General features: G+C 66.9%; 19 protein-coding genes and 5 tRNA genes. 15 read left to right on the top strand and 9 right to left on the bottom strand.

Annotation, left to right across the window (positions count from 1 at the left end):
• Nucleotides 1-48 precede the first annotated feature (48 nt).
• The 3 genes from BWR19_03435 to BWR19_03425 are packed head-to-tail and all read left to right on the top strand — an operon-like array spanning nucleotide 49 to nucleotide 3,394.
• Nucleotides 49-543, top strand: coding sequence for a hypothetical protein (locus tag BWR19_03435; GenBank protein APX94883.1), 495 nt, complete (start codon nucleotides 49-51; stop codon nucleotides 541-543).
• A 44-nt stretch (nucleotides 544-587) separates the two neighbouring features.
• Nucleotides 588-2,318 (top strand): two-component sensor histidine kinase, encoded by a 1,731-nt coding sequence (locus tag BWR19_03430; protein ID APX94882.1) that lies wholly within the window; start codon nucleotides 588-590, stop codon nucleotides 2,316-2,318.
• Nucleotides 2,315-3,394 carry a two-component system response regulator gene (locus tag BWR19_03425; protein ID APX92066.1) on the top strand — a complete coding sequence of 360 codons (1,080 nt, stop codon included), beginning with the start codon at nucleotides 2,315-2,317 and terminating at the stop codon, nucleotides 3,392-3,394. Before BWR19_03430 ends, BWR19_03425 begins: the two co-directional genes overlap by 4 nt.
• Here the strand turns inward: BWR19_03425 and fadH are convergent.
• Nucleotides 3,391-5,403, bottom strand: coding sequence for an NADPH-dependent 2,4-dienoyl-CoA reductase (gene fadH, locus BWR19_03420; protein ID APX92065.1), 2,013 nt, complete (start codon nucleotides 5,401-5,403; stop codon nucleotides 3,391-3,393). The genes BWR19_03425 and fadH overlap by 4 nt on opposite strands.
• 131 nt (nucleotides 5,404-5,534) lie before the next feature.
• On the opposite strand from fadH, the gene BWR19_03415 reads away from it, so the two are divergent.
• Nucleotides 5,535-6,443, top strand: a complete 909-nt coding sequence (locus BWR19_03415; GenBank protein APX92064.1) for a hypothetical protein — start codon at nucleotides 5,535-5,537, stop codon at nucleotides 6,441-6,443.
• Between the two features lie 54 nt (nucleotides 6,444-6,497).
• Here the strand turns inward: BWR19_03415 and BWR19_03410 are convergent.
• The 6 genes from BWR19_03410 to BWR19_03385 form a co-directional block, all read right to left on the bottom strand.
• A tRNA-Asp gene (locus BWR19_03410) sits at nucleotides 6,498-6,574 on the bottom strand.
• A gap of 4 nt (nucleotides 6,575-6,578) precedes the next feature.
• Nucleotides 6,579-6,655: transfer RNA gene (locus tag BWR19_03405), tRNA-Val, on the bottom strand.
• Nucleotides 6,656-6,687: 32 nt separating this feature from the next.
• A tRNA-Asp gene (locus tag BWR19_03400) sits at nucleotides 6,688-6,764 on the bottom strand.
• Between the two features lie 78 nt (nucleotides 6,765-6,842).
• A tRNA-Asp gene (locus BWR19_03395) sits at nucleotides 6,843-6,919 on the bottom strand.
• Nucleotides 6,920-6,972: 53 nt separating this feature from the next.
• Nucleotides 6,973-7,048 (bottom strand) — tRNA-Val (locus BWR19_03390).
• A 110-nt stretch (nucleotides 7,049-7,158) separates the two neighbouring features.
• Nucleotides 7,159-7,833 (bottom strand): dienelactone hydrolase, encoded by a 675-nt coding sequence (locus BWR19_03385; protein APX94881.1) that lies wholly within the window; start codon nucleotides 7,831-7,833, stop codon nucleotides 7,159-7,161.
• A 221-nt stretch (nucleotides 7,834-8,054) separates the two neighbouring features.
• Between BWR19_03385 and BWR19_03380 the strand changes: the two genes are divergently transcribed.
• The 9 genes from BWR19_03380 to BWR19_03340 all read left to right on the top strand — a co-directional run bounded on the left by BWR19_03380 (nucleotide 8,055) and on the right by BWR19_03340 (nucleotide 16,781).
• Nucleotides 8,055-9,479: a cytochrome-c oxidase, cbb3-type subunit I gene (locus tag BWR19_03380; GenBank protein APX92063.1), complete on the top strand. Its 1,425-nt coding sequence runs from the start codon at nucleotides 8,055-8,057 to the stop codon at nucleotides 9,477-9,479.
• 22 nt (nucleotides 9,480-9,501) lie between these two features.
• Nucleotides 9,502-10,110, top strand: a complete 609-nt coding sequence (locus tag BWR19_03375) for a cytochrome-c oxidase, cbb3-type subunit II (protein APX92062.1) — start codon at nucleotides 9,502-9,504, stop codon at nucleotides 10,108-10,110.
• A gap of 2 nt (nucleotides 10,111-10,112) precedes the next feature.
• A complete protein-coding gene (locus BWR19_03370; protein ID APX92061.1) occupies nucleotides 10,113-10,340 on the top strand; it encodes a cytochrome-c oxidase in 228 nt (75 codons plus the stop codon).
• Nucleotides 10,337-11,275, top strand: coding sequence for a cytochrome-c oxidase, cbb3-type subunit III (locus BWR19_03365; GenBank protein ID APX92060.1), 939 nt, complete (start codon nucleotides 10,337-10,339; stop codon nucleotides 11,273-11,275). Before BWR19_03370 ends, BWR19_03365 begins: the two co-directional genes overlap by 4 nt.
• Nucleotides 11,276-11,518: 243 nt before the next feature.
• The gene (locus BWR19_03360) at nucleotides 11,519-12,871 is read left to right on the top strand and encodes a cytochrome c oxidase accessory protein CcoG (protein APX92059.1); all 1,353 of its coding nucleotides are present in this window, start codon (nucleotides 11,519-11,521) and stop codon (nucleotides 12,869-12,871) included.
• A gap of 2 nt (nucleotides 12,872-12,873) precedes the next feature.
• Entirely contained in the window at nucleotides 12,874-13,383 is a 510-nt protein-coding gene (locus tag BWR19_03355) for a hypothetical protein (protein APX92058.1), read from the top strand.
• A gap of 7 nt (nucleotides 13,384-13,390) precedes the next feature.
• Nucleotides 13,391-15,853: an ATPase P gene (locus tag BWR19_03350; protein ID APX92057.1), complete on the top strand. Its 2,463-nt coding sequence runs from the start codon at nucleotides 13,391-13,393 to the stop codon at nucleotides 15,851-15,853.
• On the top strand, nucleotides 15,850-16,080 hold the full coding sequence (locus BWR19_03345) for a cytochrome oxidase maturation protein, cbb3-type (GenBank protein APX92056.1): 231 nt from the start codon (nucleotides 15,850-15,852) through the stop codon (nucleotides 16,078-16,080). Before BWR19_03350 ends, BWR19_03345 begins: the two co-directional genes overlap by 4 nt.
• Nucleotides 16,080-16,781, top strand: coding sequence for a copper resistance protein (locus BWR19_03340; GenBank protein APX92055.1), 702 nt, complete (start codon nucleotides 16,080-16,082; stop codon nucleotides 16,779-16,781). Before BWR19_03345 ends, BWR19_03340 begins: the two co-directional genes overlap by 1 nt.
• Before the next feature lie 149 nt (nucleotides 16,782-16,930).
• Here BWR19_03340 and BWR19_03335 read toward each other — a convergent pair whose 3' ends face one another.
• The gene (locus tag BWR19_03335; protein APX92054.1) at nucleotides 16,931-17,737 is read right to left on the bottom strand and encodes a transposase; all 807 of its coding nucleotides are present in this window, start codon (nucleotides 17,735-17,737) and stop codon (nucleotides 16,931-16,933) included.
• 20 nt (nucleotides 17,738-17,757) lie between these two features.
• Nucleotides 17,758-18,294 carry a transposase gene (locus tag BWR19_03330; protein ID APX92053.1) on the bottom strand — a complete coding sequence of 179 codons (537 nt, stop codon included), beginning with the start codon at nucleotides 18,292-18,294 and terminating at the stop codon, nucleotides 17,758-17,760.
• A gap of 310 nt (nucleotides 18,295-18,604) precedes the next feature.
• Here BWR19_03330 and BWR19_03325 point away from each other — a divergent pair, with 310 nt between their 5' ends.
• Nucleotides 18,605-20,017: an oxygen-independent coproporphyrinogen III oxidase gene (locus BWR19_03325; protein APX92052.1), complete on the top strand. Its 1,413-nt coding sequence runs from the start codon at nucleotides 18,605-18,607 to the stop codon at nucleotides 20,015-20,017.
• Nucleotides 20,018-20,094: 77 nt separating this feature from the next.
• A complete protein-coding gene (locus tag BWR19_03320) occupies nucleotides 20,095-20,838 on the top strand; it encodes a Crp/Fnr family transcriptional regulator (GenBank protein ID APX92051.1) in 744 nt (247 codons plus the stop codon).
• Nucleotides 20,839-20,843 lie beyond the last annotated feature (5 nt).

Here is a 20,843-nt window from a genome sequence, read left to right as displayed (position 1 = left end):
ACAAAGGAGCCCATCATGCTGGAGCGCAACGACTCCACACCAATCGCCATCGCCCTTCGCCGGCTTGCCGCTGGACTCCTGGCAGGCATCGCACTGCCCGCTGCCGCGCTTCCCGCCCCCGAGGCGACCCCCGTCTTGTACATCAGCGGCGATATCGCCCATCCCAATGTCGGCGAAGAGGCCCACATCGACCGCAGCCTGTTCGCCGACCTGCCCCGCCACACGCTGGATACGGCGACCGTGGTCACCGACGGGGTCAGTCATTTCGAAGGGGTCTTGATGCGCGACCTGCTCGATGCCGTCGGCGCCGAGGGCGACAAGGCCGTCGCCACGGCGCTGAACGACTACATCATCGACATCCCCATGCAGGATTTTCACCAGTTCGATGTCCTGCTGGCCGACACCATGGACGGCGAAACCCTCACCGCTCAGGACAAGGGGCCGCTGTGGATCGTCTATCCGCGTGACGATCACAGCGAGCTGCAAGATATTCGCTACGACTATCGCTGGGTGTGGCAACTCGAACGACTCGAGATCCGCTGATGGTCTGGCGTCGCCGCCCGGCCTATGCCCTGCCGGCCCTGGCGATGGTCGCCTTCGCCGGATTGCTGACGTTCTCACTGGTGCGCCTGATCCAGGTCGAGCAGGACATGCGCAGCAACGTCAGTGAGAACATGCTATGGGTGATTTCCCAGGCCCAGGTGGCCAGCCATCGGCTCGACGAAGAGGTTCACCGCCTCACGCTCGGTGACCCGGCCGCTCGCCCGGCGCTGCGCTATGACGTGCTGACCAGCCGCCTGGTGTTGCTCGACGAAGGCCCCCAACGTCGCTACCTGGAGGCGCTGGGGTTCGCCGAGCAGGTCGATGAGGCTTTTGCACGCCTGGCGGCCATCGAACCGCAGCTCGATGCCATCGCGCCCAACGCACCGAGGGTGGCCGATAGCATCCACGCCGAGCTCAAGCCGCTGATGCAGGACCTCAACCGCATTGCCAATGCCGTCATGGTCGAAGAGTGGGAGGCCACCGGCGAGCGCCTTGACCGGCACCGCAACAGCACCCTGCAGGTGATCGCGTCGGTGGTGGGCCTGATGCTCTGCGGGCTGGCCCTGGCCGCCTTGCTCATTGCCGCGCTGCGCCAGCGCCGCGCCGCACAGCAAGCGCTAGCCGAGCATCGTGACCAGTTGGAAGTCGAAGTGGAGCGTCGCACCCGCGATCTCGAAGCAGCGCGACATCGGGTGGTGGCTGCCATCGATACGGCACCGGATGCCTTTGCCGCCTTCGATGCCGACGGCCGACTGTCGCTGGTCAATCCCAAGCTGACGCAGATGCTGCCCGACGCCAGTCGACGACTGCCGCTGGGATGCTCCCTAGCGCACGCCCTGACGGTACTCGGCGACTGCGACGATAATGGCGAACTGAAGGGCGTCGCGAAGGAGCGTCGCGAAGGCACGCTGCGCTGCGATCTGCATATCGCCGAGCTGGGCTGGCTGCAGCTGACCATGACCAGCAGCCGCGATGGCGGCCATGTCATACGGCTGGCCGATATCACGCCTTACAAGCAGGCCTCGGAGGCACTCGAACGCGCACTGCAGCGCGAGCGCGGCGTCAGCGACTTCTATCGCAGCTTTGCGGCCATGGTCTCGCACCAGTTCCGCACCCCGCTGGCGGTGATCGACTCCGGCCTGCAGCGTCTGCAGCGGCTCGGCGAGCGACTCGATGACACCCAGCGCCAACAGCGCTATCGGCGCCTGCGCGACTCGGTCGCCCACATGACGCGCCTGGTGGGCAGCTCGCTGACCGCCGCTCGCCTGGATGGCGGCCAGATCGAGGCCGCCTCGACCTGCTGTGACCTGCAGCCGCTGGCGGCGCGATGCTGCCATCTGCAAGCCGACGCCAGCGGCTCATCACGCATCCGACTGAGGCACCAGGAGGATGCCCCGCTGCTGGCGCATTGCGATCCCATACTGGTCGAGCAGATTCTTTCCAACCTGCTCTCGAATGCCCTCAAATACTCACCCGATGACACCCCCATCGAGGTCTGCCTGGGGCATGACGAGCTGGGCGTCTACTGTGCCGTTCGTGATCACGGCCGCGGCATCGACGCAGCGGACCAAGCGCGGCTGTTTGAACGCTTCTTCCGCTCCTCCAATGCCACCGACCAGCCCGGCATCGGCCTGGGGCTGAATATCGCCCGCCATCTGGCACGCATTCAGCGCGGAGACATCGACGTTGATTCACGCCCCGGCACGGGCACCACCTTCCGCCTGCGCCTACCGCATGCCAGCGACGCCACGCTTGCAACGGGAGAGACCCGATGACATCGACCCAGGACCCACACCGCCCGCTGATCCTCTGCGCCGAGGATCACCACGAGCTGCGGCGCGACATCTGCGAAGAGCTCAGGGAAGCCGGTTACGGCGTGATCGAGGCCGCCGACGGCGACCAGGCCATGCAGCAGCTCGAAAGCGCCGTTCCCGACCTGATCCTGTGCGATATCAACATGCCGGGACGCAACGGCTACCGGATACTCGAGGATATTCGGCAGCGTCGCCCCGACCTCGCCGACACCCCTTTCGTGTTTCTCACCGCCCTCTCGGAGCCCGGCGATATCGTCGACGGCAAGCGCCTCGGCGCCGACGACTATCTGGTCAAGCCGGTCGATTTCGACCTGCTGCTGGTCACCGTCAATGCCCGCCTCCGCCAGGTGCGGCGCATGCGCCACAAGGCCCATGAGGAGCTCGACGAGCTGCGTCACGCCATGGCCCAACTGCGCCATGAGATATCCCAGCAGGCGTTCGGTGCCGCCACCCGAGCGCTGGACCTGGTGGCACCGGGCATGGTGCTGCTCGACCATGACGGCAAGCACCTGTTCGCCAACCGTCAGGCCCAGCAACTGGCATGCGAACAGAACGGCCTACGCCTGGACGACTCCTTGATAGCGCTCGGCAAGCGCGATTCACGGGCCCTGAAGAAGATCCTCGACGCCTCGCTCGCCGCCAGTCAGGCCGGCCAAGACACTACCAGCTGCCTACGCCTGCCGCGCCCCGGCGAACGGCGGGATCTGTTGCTGCTGGCCTGCTCGCTCCCCCACCCCGACACGGCGATGGTCACGGCCCCCTCGGTGGTGGTGATGCTGGCCGACCCCGAACATCGCGGTCAGCTCTCCCAGCAAATGCTGGCCAGCCTGTTCGGCCTGACGCCCGGTGAGGCACGCATCGCCGTGGCCCTGGCCGAGGGTTGGCGCACCGACGAGATCGCCGAGCGGCTGGCGATTGCCACCACCACCGTGGCATTCCATTTGCGCAACCTGTTCCAGAAGACCGACACCCATCGCCAGGCCGACCTGATCGCCCTGCTGCTGGCCGGCTCGATGACCTGCTACGCCACTGCTTAGAGCCGCGCGGCCAGCCGCGTGCCCTGGTCGATGGCGCGCTTGGCATCCAGCTCGGCAGCCTCATCGGCGCCGCCGATGATCTCCACCGCGATCCCCGCCGCCTGCAGCGGCGCCAGCAGTTCACGCACCGACTCCTGGCCGGCGCACACCACCACGCTGTCGACCTCGAGCAGGCGCGGCTCGCCGTCGCGGCGAATATGCAGGCCGTCATCGTCGATGCCCAGGTACTCGCAGCCGGCTAGGGTCTCCACGCCGCGCTGCTTGAGCGCGGCGCGGTGCACCCAACCGGTGGTCTTGCCCAGGCCCTTGCCCGGCTTGGACGCCTTGCGCTGCAGCAGGAACACCTGGCGCGGCACCTCGGGGCGCTGGCGCGGCTTGAGCCCGCCGCGCTCGGTCACTTCCAGATCGACGCCCCACTCGTCGCACCAGGCGTGGGTATCCAGCGCCGGGTGGCCGACATGGCTCAGCAGCTCGGCGACGTCGAAGCCGATGCCGCCGGCGCCGATGATCGCCACCCGCCGTCCGACCCGCTCGGGGTGGGTGATCGCCGTGGCATAGCTCATCACCTTGGGATGGTCGCTGCCGGGCAGCTCGAGGCGCCGCGGCCGCACGCCGCTGGCCAGCACCACGGCATCGAAGTCGCGCAGCGCATGCACATCGGCCTCGCAGTTGAGGCGTACCCGCACGCGGTGCTTGTCGAGCATCACCTTGTAGTAGCGCAGGGTCTCGTCGAACTCCTCCTTGCCGGGAATCTTGCGCGCGTAGTTGAACTGGCCGCCGAGCTCGCCGGCACGCTCGAACAGCGTCACCCGGTGGCCGCGGCCGGCCGCGGTCACCGCCGTGGCAAGCCCCGCCGGCCCGCCGCCGACCACCGCGACATCGCGCGGCTCGGCGGCGGGCTCGATGGCAAGCTCGGTCTCGTGGCAGGCGCGCGGGTTGACCAGGCAGGAGGTCAGCTTGCCCTGGAAGGTGTGATCGAGGCAGGCCTGGTTGCAGGCGATGCAGGTGTTGATCTCGGCGCTGCGCCCCTCGGCGGCCTTGGCCACCCACTCGGGGTCGGCGAGGAACGGGCGCGCCATGGAGACCATGTCGGCATGGCCGTCGGCCAGTACCTGCTCCGCCACCTCGGGCATGTTGATGCGGTTGGTAGCGATCAGCGGGATCGACAGCTCGGCCTTCATGCGCCGCGTGACCTCGCTGAAGGCCGCCCGCGGCACGCTGGTGACGATGGTCGGCACCCGCGCCTCGTGCCAGCCGATGCCGGTGTTGATCAGGCTGGCGCCGGCGGCCTCGATGGCCCGCCCCAGGGTGACGATCTCGTCCCAGCTGCTGCCCTCCTCGACCAGATCGATCATCGACAGCCGGAAGATGATCAGGAAGTCGTCGCCCACGGCGGCGCGGATGCGCCGCACGATCTCCACCGGCAAGCGCATGCGGTTCTCGAATGCCCCGCCCCAGGCGTCCTCGCGCTGGTTGGTGCGCAGGCACAGGAACTGGTTGATCAGGTAGCCTTCCGAGCCCATCACCTCGACGCCGTCATAGCCGGCGTCGCGGGCCAGGCTGGCGCAGCGCACATAGTCGTCGATCTGCTGCTCGACCTCGTCACTGGAGAGCGCTCGCGGCATGAAGGGGTTGATCGGCGCCTGCAGCGCCGACGGCGCCACCAGCTCGGGGGAGTAGGCGTAGCGCCCGGCGTGGAGGATCTGCAGACAGAGTCGCCCGCCCTCGGCGTGCACCGCCTCGACCACCGGCCGATGACGCTCGGCCTCTGCGCTGCAGGTCAACTGGGCGGCGCCCTGGAACACCGCGCCCTCGGGGTTGGGCGCGATGCCACCGGTAACGATCAGCCCAACCCCGGCGCGAGCGCGCTCGGCGTAGAAAGCGGCGAGGCGCGAGTAGCCGTCCGGCGCCTCCTCGAGGTTGGTGTGCATGGAGCCCATCAGCACGCGGTTGGGCAGCGTCACGCTGCCCAGGGTCAGGGGACGGAACAGATGCGGATAGTCGGTCACGGCGGCTGCCTCGTTTGCGGCAAAATTCAAACAACTGTATGACAGTTCTGCGGTAGAGTGTAGACGAACCGGCCAGGGACTCAATCCCGACCAAGGCCGTAGCGGCATTTCATCATCGCCAAGGAGCCCACATGTCCGACCTTGCCGTCAGCCCCGTCGAGCGCCACGCCGTGCCCCTCGCACAGGGCGCCGTGCACCTCACCCGCTTCCGCCCGGAGGGCAGGCCGCGCGGCTGCGTGCTGTGCTGGCACGGCGCCATTGAGTCGGGACGCATCTTCCATAGCCGCTCGGGCAAGGGCCTGGCACCGTGGCTGGCGCGCCACGGCTATGAGGTATTCGTCGCCGACCAGCGCGGCCGCGGCGAGGCACCGCCGCGGCCGGCACGCGGCATCGCGCTGGACCAGACCGACGTCATCGTCGACGAGATCCCCGCCGCCATCGAGGCCTGCCTGGCGCTGTCCGGCGCCGCGCGGCTGCATCTGGTCGCTCACTCCTGGGGTGGGGTGCTGCTCGCCTCGAGCCTGGCACGCTTTCCGGCGCTGCGCGAGCGCATCGGTCGCCAGGCCTACTTCGGCACCAAGCGTAGCGTGAGAAGCTGGACCCCGCAGCGGCTGCTCTACGTCGACCTGATCTGGAAGGGACTCGCGCCGCTGGCTCGTGGAGTGTGCGGCTACCTGCCGGCGCGAGCGCTGCGCTGGGGCAGCGACGACGAATATGCCGGCAGCCATCGCCAGGGCGCCGACTGGGTGCGCCCCAGGCCATGGGTCGACCGTCGCGACGGCTTCGACTACGCCGCGGCGCTGGCCGACGGCGGCCTGCCGCCGGCACTGCATATCGCCGGAGCGGCGGATCGCGCCCTGGGCCACCCGGACGACGTGGCACGCTTCGCCGCGGAGTGCGGCCCGCACCGCCAGCGCCACCTGACGCTGGGGCGCGACCAGGGGCTCAAGCGCGACTACGGCCATCTCGACATGCTGACGCACCCCAGCGCAATGCAGGAGGTGTTTCCGCAGCTGGTCGAGTGGTTCGAGGAGGGCTGACAGCAAAAACCCCGAGCCGGGGCTCGGGGTCTGCAGAATTCGGGATTGTCGATATGGCGGACCGGACGGGACTCGAACCCGCGACCTCCGGCGTGACAGGCCGGCATTCTAACCAACTGAACTACCGGTCCGCGATGGTGGGTGATACCGGATTCGAACCAGTGACCCCCAGCATGTGAGGCTGGTGCTCTAACCAACTGAGCTAATCACCCACGCGTACGACAAATTAAGACAGGCACAGACATGGCGGACCGGACGGGACTCGAACCCGCGACCTCCGGCGTGACAGGCCGGCATTCTAACCAACTGAACTACCGGTCCGCATTGGCGATAAGGCCTGTCGGCCAGAGCGCGCATCTTGCCTGGTGCTGCTTGGCAGCGAACTGCCGAGTGGAAAACTGGCGGACCGGACGGGACTCGAACCCGCGACCTCCGGCGTGACAGGCCGGCATTCTAACCAACTGAACTACCGGTCCGCTGTGTTTCCTACGTCTCCGAGCCTGCTGTCTCAGGCCCCATCGCCAGGCGATGGTGGGTGGTACTGGGTTCGAACCAGTGACCCCCAGCTTGTAAGGCTGGTGCTCTCCCAACTGAGCTAACCACCCCTCGGTACGTGGCGACGCATTCTACAGAGCGGCGTTACGATGTCAACGCTTTTTGCATCACCAGAGGCTCATCCAAGCCTCCGTCATGCTGCCGGGGTTTTGGTTGACTTTCATCGACTTGCCCGCATTGCCGCGGCGACCACCTGGGCCGCCTCGGCGATCAGCGAGTCCTGGGTGCGGCCGGAACTCTTGCGCGGCTTCCAGTCGTGCTCGCCATCCTCGAGGAAGTGCAGCTGCGTTTGCCGCGGCAGTCGATAGCCGTCCACCTCCTCGCGAGTACCGAAGGGGTCGCGGGTGCCCTGCAGCACCAGGACCGGGCAGCCCAGCAGCGGCCAGTGGGCGAGCCGGGTGGTGTCGGGCTTGCCCGGGGGATGAAACGGGTAACCGCACAGGACTAGCCCGGGGGCCTCGTCACGCGCCGCGAGTAGGCTGGCTGCACGCCCGCCCATCGACTTGCCACCCAGCCACGGCGCGGGCAGCGAATTATGTGACACGATGTCGCACCAGGCGGCCAGTTCATCGACCAGTTTATCGATCCGCGGCGGCGGCCGCCGGCGCCCTTCCAGCCGCATGCGACGCATGTAATCGAACTCCACGCCGAGCGCCTGAACACCGCATGCAGCGAGCGCCTCTCGCAAGCGTTGCATGAACGTGGAATCCTGCCCGGCGCCTGCCCCGTGGGCCAGTAGCAGTCGCCCCAGATGCGCTTCGCCGGTGATCGCCAGACGGCCGTGGCCCACCACCTCGAGGGTGCCCTGACGCCCCTCGACGAGCCACTCCGCCACCTGCTGGGGCACTACGCCAACCTCGTTTCGTCCCTGCCTGTGGATCACGTTTATCTCCTGAAAGCGTCTACGCTTATGCGTGGATTGGATGTTCAGCTTGGGCGACGGCTGCGCTAGAATCGGCGCCCTGAATCTTGATCTGCATCATCATGGGGGCACTCGCGTCCGGGCACACTAGCCCGCGGGACGTCTCCCCCACTCGCGTTCGATGGGAACCTGACATGAGCACAGCATTTGAACACCCGACCTACAACTACAAAGTAGTTCGGCAGTTCGCGATCATGACGGTAGTCTGGGGCATCGTTGGCATGGCCATCGGTGTCCTCCTGGCTGCTCAGCTGGTCTGGCCGCAACTGAACCTTGGGCTGCCGTGGACGAGCTTCGGCCGCCTGCGCCCGCTGCACACCAACGCCGTCATCTTCGCCTTCGGCGGCTCGGCGCTGTTCGCCACGTCCTACTACGTGGTTCAGCGCACCTGTCAAACGCGCCTGATCTCCGACAAGCTCGCCGCCTTCACATTCTGGGGCTGGCAGGCGGTGATCGTCGCCGCGGTGATCACCCTGCCCATGGGCTTCACCACCTCCAAGGAGTACGCCGAGCTGGAGTGGCCGATCAACATCCTGCTGGCCATCGTCTGGGTGACCTACGCCGTCGTCTTCCTGGGCACGATCAAGATTCGCAAGACGCCGCATATCTACGTCGCCAACTGGTTCTTTGCCGCCTTCATCCTCACCGTCGCGGTGCTGCATATCGTCAACAATGCGGCCATTCCGGTGAGCATGATGAAGTCGTACTCGATCTACGCCGGGGCCATCGATGCCATGGTGCAGTGGTGGTACGGCCACAACGCGGTCGGGTTCTTCCTCACTGCCGGCTTCCTGGGCATGATGTACTACTTCGTGCCCAAGCAGGCCGAGCGTCCGGTCTACTCCTACCGGCTGTCGATCGTGCACTTCTGGGCGCTGATCATCATCTACATGTGGGCCGGCCCCCACCACCTGCACTACACCGCCCTGCCCGACTGGGCCCAGTCGCTGGGCATGATCATGTCGATCATCCTGCTGGCACCCTCCTGGGGCGGCATGATCAACGGTATGATGACCCTCTCCGGCGCCTGGCACAAACTGCGCACCGACCCGACCCTGCGCTTCCTGGTGGTGGCCCTGTCGTTCTACGGCATGTCGACCTTCGAAGGGCCGATGATGGCGATCAAGACCGTCAACGCGCTGTCGCACTACACCGACTGGACCATCGGCCACGTCCACTCCGGGGCACTCGGCTGGGTGGCGATGATCACCATCGGCTCGATCTACCACCTGCTGCCGCGTCTCTACGGCCAGACCGAGATGTACTCGGTCAAGCTGATCGCCGTGCACTTCTGGCTGTCGACCATCGGCACCGTGCTGTACATCGCCGCGATGTGGGTCAACGGCATCCTGCAGGGCCTGATGTGGCGTGCGGTGAACCCGGACGGCACGCTGATGTACACCTTCATCGAATCGATGGAGGCCAGCGGCCCCGGCTACATCGTGCGCTGGATCGGCGGCCTGTTCTGGATCGTCGGCATGCTGCTGATGGCGCTGAACACCTACATGACCATCAAGCGTAGCACCGCTGCCCAGCAGCCGCTGCCGCAGACCGCCTGAGCAACCCGGGGAAGTCGTTCGCATGAAACACGAGATTGTCGAAAAGAATGTCGGCCTGCTCTCCGTGCTGATCCTCGTGGTGATCAGCTTCGGCGGCCTGGCCGAGGTCGTGCCGCTGTTCTTCCAGGAGGAGACCACCGAGCCGGTCGAGGGCCTCGAGCCACTCTCGGCGCTGGAGCTCGAGGGGCGTGATATCTACATCCGCGAAGGCTGCGTCGGCTGCCACTCGCAGATGATCCGCCCGTTCCGCGCCGAGACCGAGCGCTACGGCCACTACAGCGTGGCCGGAGAATTCGTCTATGAGCACAACTTCCTGTGGGGCTCCAAGCGCACCGGCCCGGACCTGGCCCGCGTCGGCGGCCGCTACAGCGACGACTGGCACCGTGCGCACATGTACAACCCGCGCGACGTGGTGCCCGAGTCGATCATGCCGGCCTACCCGTGGCTGTTCGAACGCACCCTCGACGGCCGCCACACGCCGCGCAAGATGGAGGTGCTTCGCAGCATGGGGGTGCCCTACACCGACGAGGATATCGAGAACGCCACCGCCGAGGTGCGTGGCCAGCAGGAGATCACCGCACTGGTCGCCTACCTGCAGCAGCTTGGCACCGTGCTCGAGGGCACCCGTTGATCATGGATACTGGAACCTTTCGCGGCATCATCACCTTTCTGGTGCTGGTTTCCTTTCTCGGCATCACCTGGTGGGCCTACTCGAAGCGCCGCAAGCCGGACTTCGAGGAGGCCGCCAACCTGCCGTTCGCCGATGACGATGAGCCGGCGCAAGACGCCAACGCTCCGGACCGCGAGCCTGACACTCGCGACGCCGAATCCCGCACCGACCAGGGAGACAAGAACACATGAGCAATCTTTGGGATGACTCTCTCTCCGGCTTCTGGAGCGCCTGGATCATTGTCATCACGCTGGGCACCATCGCCTTCAGCGCCTGGATCCTGTTCGCCAACCGGCGCACCGACAAGATCCCCGACGCCGAGGGCAACGTCGAAACCACCGGCCACGCCGCCGACGGCATCGAGGAGTATGACAACCCGCTGCCGCGCTGGTGGTTCATGCTGTTCATCGGCACCATCATCTTCTCGCTGGGCTACCTGGCGCTCTACCCCGGCCTTGGCAACTTCCGCGGCATCCTCGGATGGACCCAGGTCGGCCAGTGGGAAGACGAAGTGGCCCGCGCCGAGGAGCGCTATTCGCCGATTTTCGCCCAGTACAACGAGATCGAGATCCCCGAACTGGCCCGCGATGCCGATGCCATGCGCGTCGCCGAGCGGATCTACCAGAACAACTGCGCGGTGTGTCACGGCGCCAACGCCCAGGGCGGCTACGGCTTCCCCAACCTGACCGACGGCGACTGGCTCTACGGCGGCGAGCCGGACGATATCGTCACCAGCCTGGTGCGCGGCCGCAACGGCCTGATGCCCTCCTGGCAGCAGCTCGGCGCCAACAACATCGAGAACGTCACCCAGTACGTGCTGGCACTCTCGGAGCTCGACCACGACGAAGAGCGCGCCAGCCAGGGGCAGCCGATCTACGCCGCCTCCTGTGCCGCTTGTCACGGCGCAGAGGGCCTGGGCAATCAAGCGCTCGGCGCGCCCAACCTGACCAACGACATCTGGCTCTATCAGGCCCCGGGGCAGAGCGTCGCCGACTCGGTGCGCCAGACGCTGCGCAACGGTCGCAACGGCCATATGCCGGCTCAGGCCGCCTACATCGGCGAGGACCGCGTGCACCTGGTAGCGGCCTATGTCTACAGCCTCAACCTGGACGACGACGAGGAGTGATCCGTGGCAGGCGCCGCCGGGCGCCTGTACGCGAACACGCTGGCCGCTGCGGCAGGCGGGTGCGGCCCGCGGTCGCACCGCCATCATCGCCCCCATCGCAACGGTACAATCCTTCTCTCCTCTTCTCTGTTTCAGCGCCCCCGTGCGCGCGGTGACATCGCCATGTCCGAGCGGATTCCCAGCCGAGACGTAACGCCCGATCCGGCAGTCGGCCAGCATCCGCCTGCCAGCGTGCAGCAGAACATGTACGCCAGCCGGCGGCATATCTACGTGCGTGAGATCAAAGGGCTGTTCCAGCGCCTGCGGCGCAGTGCCAACTGGGGACTGATGCTGCTGTTCTTCGCCACCCCCTGGATCACCTGGGGCGGCCGGCCGGCGGTATGGTTCGACCTGCCGTCGCGGGAATTTCATATCCTCGGCGGTACCTTCTATCCCCAGGAGTTCATGCTGCTGTCGTGGCTGCTGATCATCTGCGCCTTCGGGCTGTTCCTGATCACGGTGTTCGCCGGACGGGTGTGGTGCGGCTACACCTGCCCGCAGAGCGTCTGGACCTTTCTCTACATCTGGGTCGAGCACCGCGTGGAGGGCACCCGCAACCGCCGCATCAAGCTCGATCGCCAATCGCTGAGCCTCGACAAGGCGTGGCGCAAGGTGGCCAAGCACGGCGCATGGCTGCTGATCGCCCTGGCCACCGGCGTGACCTTCGTCGGCTACTTCACGCCGATCCGCGAGCTGGTGGTGGCACTGCCTACCCTCGAGGCCCACGGCTGGTCCTACTTCTGGGTCGGCTTCTTCGTGGTCTTCACCTACCTCAACGCCGGCTGGCTGCGCGAGCAGGTATGCATCTACATGTGTCCCTACGCGCGTTTTCAGTCGGTGATGTTCGACCGCGATACCCTGATCGTCTCCTACGATGCCGCCCGCGGCGAACCGCGCGGTTCGCGCAAGCGCGACGCCGACCCCAAGGCCCAGGGCCTCGGCGACTGCATCGACTGCGAGCTGTGCGTACAGGTCTGTCCCACCGGCATCGATATCCGCGACGGCCTGCAGTACGAGTGCATCAGCTGTGCCGCTTGCATCGACGCCTGCGACAGCGTAATGGACCGCATGGGCTATCCGCGCGGGCTGGTGCGCTACACTACGGAACGCGCCCTCGAGGGGGGCAAGACGCATATCCTGCGCCCGCGTCTGGCCGGCTACCTGGCCGCGCTGGTGGTCATGATGGGCCTGTTCGCCTGGGCGCTGGGCGAGCGCGTGCCGCTGGAGTTCGACCTCGAGCGCGACCGCAACAGCCTCTATCAGCAGACCCGCGACGGGCGCATCAGCAACGTCTACACCCTCAACGTGCGCAACCTCGACGACCGCGAGCATACCTATCGTATTCACGTCGACGGCCCGGAGGGACTGACGCTGATGGGTAACGACACCCTGCGCATCGGCGCCAACAGCTCGCGACTGGCGGCGATCGAACTGACCCTCGATCCCGCGCAGATCGACATGCCGAGCAAGCCCATCGAAATTCGCCTGGTGTCGGAGAGCGACGCCAGCATCAGCCAGACGCGCGAATCGCGCTTTATTGGACAGATCAGGAGATAGTCTTGAGCACCGCCCCCGTCACCCCCTGGTACAAGCAGTTTTGGCCGTGGCTGTTGCTCGGCCTGCTATTCACGTCGATCACCGCCAGCTCGACCCTGGCGGTGATGGCGATCCGCTCCGCCGACGGCATGGTCCAGGAGGACTACTACGAGTACGGCCGAGCGATCAACATGGTGCTGGCCAAGCAGCAGCGTGCCGCCGAGCTCGAGCTGGCCGGCGACCTGCGCATCGACGACCAGACCGGTGATATCACCCTCGACCTGGACGGAGACGACCGTCCCGAGCGCCTGGTCCTGCATCTGCTGTTCCCGACCCGCGACGACCGCGACCAGACCTTTATCCTCGAGCATGTGCGCGACGGCCGCTACATCGGCCAAGCCGAGGAGCGCCTCAACTACCGCTGGTACCTGCAGCTGCAGCCGGATCACGAGACGCCAGAGTGGCGCCTGAGCGGCGAAGCGACCTTCCCGGACGACGGCGCCATCTCACTGGCCCCGGGCGGCCCTGGTTAAGCCCACCATGAGCGAGACTCTCGCCGTGGCGGCACCCAGCAGCTGCTACCACTGCGGCAGCGAGGTGCCAGCCGATGCGCCCTGGTCCATCGAGCTGGACCAGCAGCGCCATGCGCTGTGCTGCCCCGGCTGCGAGGCGGTGGCCCACGCCATCGTCGACGGCGGCCTGGCCAGCTACTACCGCTTCCGTACCGAACTGCCGGAGCGGCCCGACGACCGCCAGGCGGTCAAGGCCGAGACCTGGGCGGTGTTCGACGATCCCGGCCTGCAGCAGCAGTTCGTGCATCCCGACGGCGACGGCGTGGCGGCCACCCTGGCGGTGGACGGCATCACCTGTGCCGCCTGCGCCTGGCTGATCGAGCACCGCCTCAACGCCCTCGACGGGATCACCTCCAGCGCCGTCAACCTCAGCCATCACCGCGTGCGGGTCGGCTGGGACCCGGCGCGGGTGTCGCTGTCGCGGATCCTCGCCGAGATGGCCGCCATCGGCTACAGCGCCCAGCCCTACGAGCCCGATGCCGCCCAGGCGCGCCTCCAGCACGAGGAGCGCATGAACGTGCGGCGGCTGATCGTTGCCGCGGTGGGCATGATGCAGGTGATGATGTTCTCGGTGCCGATCTACGTCGCCGACCCGGGCCAGATCAGCGCCGACTTCTATGCCCTGTTCCACTGGCTGTCGTTCGCCCTGACCACGCCGGTGGTGCTGTTCTCGGCCCAGCCGTTCTTCCGCAACGCGCTGCGCGACCTGCGCACCCGTACCCTGGGCATGGACGTGCCGGTATCGATTGCCATCGGCGGCGCCTACCTGGCCAGCGGCTACGCGGTGATCTTCAACGTCGGCGAGGTCTACTTCGACTCGGTGGCGATGTTCACCTGCTTCCTGCTGTTCGGCCGCTACGTCGAGGCCCGCGCGCGGCGTCGCAGCGGCCATAGCGGCAACGCCATGTCCGGCGCCCTGCCGCTGTCGGCCATCCGCCTCACCGCGGACGGCGAGGAGCGCATCCTGCCCGCCAGCCAGCTGAGCGCCGGCGACCGGGTCTTGGTCAAGCCCGGCCATAGCGTGCCCGCCGACGGCGTGATCGAGGCCGGCGAGTCGAGCCTCGACGAGTCGATGCTCAGCGGCGAGTACCTGCCGGTGACCCGCGGCGTGGGCGATAGCGTCACCGGCGGCAGCCAGAACGTCGAGAGCCCGCTCACCGTGCGCGTCACCCACGCCGGCCGCGAGGCGCGGGTGGCCAGTATCGTCGACCTCACCGACCGCGCCTTCACCAGCCGCCCCAAGATCGCCGAGGCCGCGGCGCGCATGGCCCACCTGTTCGTGCTGCGGCTGCTGATCGTGGTGGTTGGCGTGGCCGCGGTGTGGTGGTTCATCGATCCCTCAAGGGTGCTGTGGGTGACCCTCTCGGTGCTGGTGGTGACCTGCCCCTGCGCGCTGGCGCTGGCCACCCCCACCGCGCTCACCGCCGGCCACGGCCAGCTGCGCCGGCGCGGCGTGCTGGTGACCCGCGCCCATGCCATCGAGGGGCTGTCCCAGGCGACCCGGGTGATCTTCGACAAGACCGGCACCCTGACCCGCGGCGAGATGCAGCTGGTCGATACCCGGCCGCTGAGCGAGCGGCACGATCCCGAGCGGCTGCGCCAGCTGGCCGCCGCCCTGGAGGCCCACTCCGAGCATCCCATCGCCCGGGCGTTCCGCCCCCATCGACTCTCCACCCTGCGCACCAGCGAGGTGGTCAGCCGCCCGGGGCTGGGCCTCGAGGGCGACATCGACGGCCTGCGCTATCGCCTCGGCAAGCCGGCCTTCGCCGCCCCCGAGCACGACCTCGAGCCACCCAGCGACGGCCAGTGGCTGCTGCTCGCCGCCGCCGGCGAGCCGCTGGCCTGGTTCGGCCTGCGCGACCACCTGCGCGAAGACGCGGCGGCCACCGTGGCGGGGCTCAAGGCCCAGGGCCTGGCGGTCAGCCTGCTGTCGGGGGACACTCCGGCCTCGGTGTCGGCGCTTGCCGCCCAACTCGGCATCGACGACTGGCAGGCCGCTGCCAGCCCCGAGGACAAGCTGGCGCGGATCGAGGCCTACCAGGCCGACGGCGAGCAGGTCATCATGGTCGGCGACGGCATCAACGACGTGCCGGTGCTGGCCGGTGCCGACGTCTCGATCGCCATGAACGGCGCCACCGACCTGGCCCGCACCAGCGCCGATGCCGTGTTGCTCAGCCCCCGCCTGGGGCGTATCGTCGAGGCCATCGAGCTGACCCGCGCCACGCGCCGGATCATCCGCCAGAACCTGATCTGGTCGGTGTGCTACAACGCCTCGGCGCTACCGATTGCCGCGCTGGGCATCGTGCCGCCCTGGGTCGCAGCGCTGGGCATGTCGGCGAGTTCACTGGTGGTAGTGGGCAACGCCCTACGCCTGACCCGCATGCAGTCCGCTAGCCCCGCATCGCCCACTCTCTCTCCGGAGCCCGCATGACGATTCTCTATCTGCTGATTCCGCTGACGCTGATCCTGCTGGCCCTGGCCGTCTGGGCGTTCTTCTGGGCGGTGCGCAACGATCAGTTCGAGGATCTCGAGGGCCCCGCGCACCGCATCCTGTTCGACGAGGACGAGAACGACCTCACCCCCGAGGAGCGCCAGCGGCGCCGCGAGCAGGCCGCCGCCCGAGACGCCTCGCGACAGCAGGACGACCCGCCGCACTGATGGATCCCACCGGCCTCGACCTTCCCCCGCTGGCCGCCGCCTTCGTGTTCGGCCTGCTCGGCGGCGCCCACTGCATCGGCATGTGCGGCGGCATCATGAGCGCGCTGACCTTCGCCGTACCGCCCAGCATGCGCCACCCGGCGCGCCTCGGTGGCCTGCTGCTGGGCTACAACCTGGGCCGCATCGCCAGCTACATGGTCGCCGGCGCGCTGGTCGCCGGCCTCGGCACCCTGATCGGCGGCCTGGCCGGCGGGGTACGCCTGGTGTTCCAGGGGCTGGCGGCGATCATGCTGATCCTGATGGCGCTGTACATCGCCAACTGGTGGAAAGGCCTGCTCGTGGTCGAGCGGCTTGGCCGGCGCCTGTGGCGCCATATCGAGCCCTATGGCCGACGCTTGATGCCGGTGGTCAAGATCCCCCAGGCGGTGGCCCTGGGCGCAGTGTGGGGCTGGCTGCCCTGCGGGCTGGTCTACTCGATGCTGGCCTGGAGCCTGACCCTGACCAGCCCCCTGCAGGGCGCGGCGCTGATGGCTGCCTTCGGGCTCGGCACCCTGCCCGCGGTGCTGGCCACCGGCATGGCCGCCCACAGCCTGGCGCGGCTGATCCGCCACCCCGCCACCCGCGCGCTGGCCGCGCTGAGCATCATCGCCTTCGCGCTCTGGCAGCTATGGCGGCTGCTGCCTGGCAGCGCGGGGCACTGAATGATGGAAATGTCCGGAACCTGCCGCCAAATCGGATCCACAGCCATAGCGAGGGACGCCGGGGGCAGGCCGAAGAGGGGGTTTGCGCCATGGATGGCGCAAGGTAGCGCCCAGGGACTGAACTGACCCCCAATAGTTGGACGGCTCATTCAGTCGGCGCTCAAGGCCTGAGTCCTGTACTGCACAGGGCTCAGGCCTTTTAATTTCATCTTGATACGCTCGTGGTTGTAGTAATGGATGTAACGGTCGAGGCCTTGCTGCAGCTGCTCTATGGTGTCGAACCGGTTCAAATGGAAGTATTCAGCCTTCAGGGTGCCGAAGAAGCTCTCCATCGCAGCATTGTCCAGACAGTTCCCTTTCCGTGACATGCTACGGAGTATCCGCTTCTCCACCACTAGGCGGCGATATCTGGGGTGGCGATAATGCCAGCCCTGATCCGAGTGGAGCAGCGGCCGGTCCCCCGCGATCAGCCTGCTAAAGGCTTTCTTGAGCATACCCTTCACCAGGTCGAACACCGGGCGTGGCCCTGTCTGGAAGGCAATGATCTCTCCGTTATATAGATCCATGACCGGTGACAGGTAGAGCTTCTGGCCATTGACCTTGAATTCGGTGATGTCTGTCACCCACCGTTGATGGGGACGCTGAGCCTGAAACCGACGCTGCAACGTATTCGGGGCGGCGTAGCCTTCCGCGCCTCGGTAGGCACGATACCGCTTAGGGCGAACCAGGGACTTCAAGCCTAGCTGTTGCATCAACCGCTGGACGGTCTTGTGGTTGATCGCCTCACCTGCCTGCCGCAGAACGGAGGTGATGCGACGGTAGCCATAGCGCCCTTTGTGGCGGTCGTAGATCGCCCGGATACGCGCCTTCAGAGCCGCGTACCGATCGTCAGCGTCCAAGGCCTTGATCTGGTAGTAGAACGTGCTGCGCGGCAGCTCGGCCGCACGCAGCAGCAGCGCCAGTGAGTGCTCATGCCTTAATCCTTGGACGGCTTGGGCTTTTTGCCCCGCGTCGTCGCCCGCTTTTCCTGGATCAAGGCATCGAGCTTTTTTAAGTAGGCATTCTCTGCCCGTAGATAGGCCAGTTCCTCGAGCAGTTCCTCATGGGAGCGCTCCTCATCGGCGCAAGGCTTGGGCGGTGATGGGGGCTTCTGGGGCATGGGGCGGCGTCCCTTACGCTTTGGGGCTAACGCGGTCAGACCCCCACTATGATATTGGCGTTCCCATCTGCCAATAGCGCCAGCGGCACGGATATCAAACAGGGCCTCGGCCTGACGGATCGACAAGCCGTCGCGCCACATCCTTTCCAGCACCTCACGCTTGAACGATGAGCCGTAGTGGTGGCGCGTCTGGCGTAACCCTGAAGGACCATGCTGCCGGTAATGCTCCAGCCATCGCCGGACCATGGAATAATCCAGCTCAAGCTGGCGGGCTACCTCCTTTATGCTGCCCCCCACGCGCAGACATTGCTGCACCACCTGCCACTTGAACTGCTCGCTATATCGATTCCTCATAGAAACACCCCGAAGGTTGGGTTGGATGTCCAACTTTCGGGGTGCAGTTCAGACGGGTTTACAGCGCCCCCTCGTAGGCCTGCCGACGGATCAGTCCCGAGCGGTGCTGATTCACTCCATGGATCGCGTTGGCAGCGTCCAAGGACGGTTTGACGACGCCTCTTCGTAGGTCTTGCGACGGTTCAGCCCCGAGCGGCGCCGCTACCTGCGATGGCCTGGGCACGAATGCACCACGACTTGACCCAACGCAAGATCGCCGCGCCGCGCCGGCGCTAGCATGGGCGCAAGATCCTCGTCAGGAGTGCCCACCATGTCTTACGCCACGCCTATCGCGCCGCCCCAAGCGGCGTCCTCCGCCTGGGACGAGGCGCTGATTCGCCGCTACGACGTCAGCGGGCCGCGCTACACCTCATACCCTACCGCGCTGTCGTTTCACGACGGCGTCGGCGCAGAGGCGTTTAGTGAAGCGCTGACGCGCAGCAATGCCGGCGGCCGGCCGCTGTCGCTCTACGTGCACGTGCCGTTCTGCCGCAAGATCTGCTTCTACTGCGCCTGCAACAAGATCGCCACCAAGAATACCCGCCTGGCCGAGCCCTACCTGGCCAGGCTCGACCGCGAGATGGTGCTCGCCGCGCGACACCTGGACACCTCGAGGCCGGTCAATCAGCTGCACTGGGGCGGTGGCACGCCGACCTTCCTGACCCTCGACCAGATGGGCGACCTGGTCGACCGCTTACATAGCCGCTTCGGGCTCAGCAGCGACCCCCAGCGCGACTACGCCATCGAGATCGACCCCCGCGAAGCCAATATGCTGACCCTGCGTCACCTGCAAGCGCTGGGCTTCAACCGCATCAGCCTCGGCGTCCAGGACCTCGACCTGCGGGTCCAGAAGGCCATCAACCGCGTGCAGCCCCGCGTGCTGACCGAGACTCTGGTCGACGAGGCAAGGCGGCTGGGCTTTCGCTCGCTGAACATGGACCTGATCTACGGCCTGCCCCACCAGACTCGCGACAGCTTCGCCGCGACGCTCGAGCAGGTCATCGACATGGCCCCGGCACGGCTCTCGGTGTTCAACTACGCGCACATGCCGCAGCGCTTCGCGCCGCAGCGGCGCATCAACGAGGCCGACCTGCCCAGCGCCGAGGAGAAGCTGGCCATCCTGCGCACCAGCATCGACATGCTCGAGGCCGCCGGCTATGTGCATATCGGCATGGACCACTTCGCGCGTCCCGATGACAGCCTCGCCGTGGCCCAGCGCCAGGGCACCCTGCAGCGCAATTTCCAGGGCTACTCGAGCCACGCCGACAGCGACCTGGTGGGCCTCGGGGTCTCGGCGATCTCGCGGGTCGACGACCTCTACGCCCAGAATCCCAGCGACCTGGCCAGCTACGAGGCGGCGCTCGACGACGCACGCCTGGCGACCCAGCGCGGCGTGCGCCTCAGCCAGGACGACCGATACCGCCGCTACGCCATCGAGCGCCTGATGTGCGACATGCGCCTCGACCTGGCCGAGCTCGGCACCCGCTTCGGCATCGACGCCGAGCACTACTTCGCCGACAGCCTGCGACAGCTGGAGGGGGCCGAACGTGACGGCCTGCTGACCCGCCGCGGCCCGACACTGATCGCCACCCCGGTGGGCAAGCTGCTGATTCGGCACCTGGCAATGGCCTTCGACGCCCATCTCACGCCGGGCCAGGGGCCGCGCTACTCGAGGATTGTCTGAGCATGTCGGAAAGTATCCTTTGCCGAGACACTACGATCCGCCATACTGAGGGGTGTGTCACTACTCAGGAGGAGGTCATGCCACACCCCGCCACCGCCCCGCGAAGCGCGCGCCTGCATGAGACGCGCTGCCAGACCTGCAGCCTGAGTTCGCTGTGCCTGCCGCTGGCCCTGGAGTTCTCCGACGTCGACCAGTTCGACGCGATTATCCGCCGCCGCGCGCCGCTCAAGAAGGGCGAGGCGCTGTTTCGCCAGGGCGAGACGTTCACCAGCGTGTTCGCGGTGCGCTCGGGCAGCCTCAAGCAGCTCGCCAGCGAAGGCAACGGCGAGGACCAGTTGACCAACTTCTACCTGCCCAGCGAACTGGTCGGTCTCGACGCCATCGACGACGAACGCTACCCCGGCACGGTCACGGCCCTCGAGACCACCACCATATGCGAGATCCCCTTCGACCGGCTGGATCACCTCTCCGAGCAGCTGCCGGAGCTTCGTGCCCAGCTGTTTCGCAGCATGAGCAAGGAGATGCGCGACGACCGCCGCATGATGCGCCTGCTGTCGCGCAAGACCGCCGACGAGCGCCTGGCCAGCTTCCTGATCGGGCTATCGAATCGCTTCCGCCGCCGCGGCTACTCCGCCTACAGCTTCCGGCTGTCAATGTCGCGCGCCGATATCGGCAACTACCTGGGCCTGGCGGTGGAAACCGTCAGCCGTATACTCGGCCGCTTCCAGCAGCAGCAGCTGGTGTCGGTGGCCGGCCGCGAGGTCCATATCCTCGACCTGGCGGCACTCGAGGAACTGGCCGAGGGCGACGGCTGCCTCTAGCCATC

Source organism: Halomonas sp. 1513 (genome assembly GCA_001971685.1).
Classification (GTDB): Bacteria; Pseudomonadota; Gammaproteobacteria; order Pseudomonadales; family Halomonadaceae; genus Franzmannia.
Note: the sequence above shows the minus strand (reverse complement) of the source record. Positions and strands in the feature narration are given on the sequence as shown.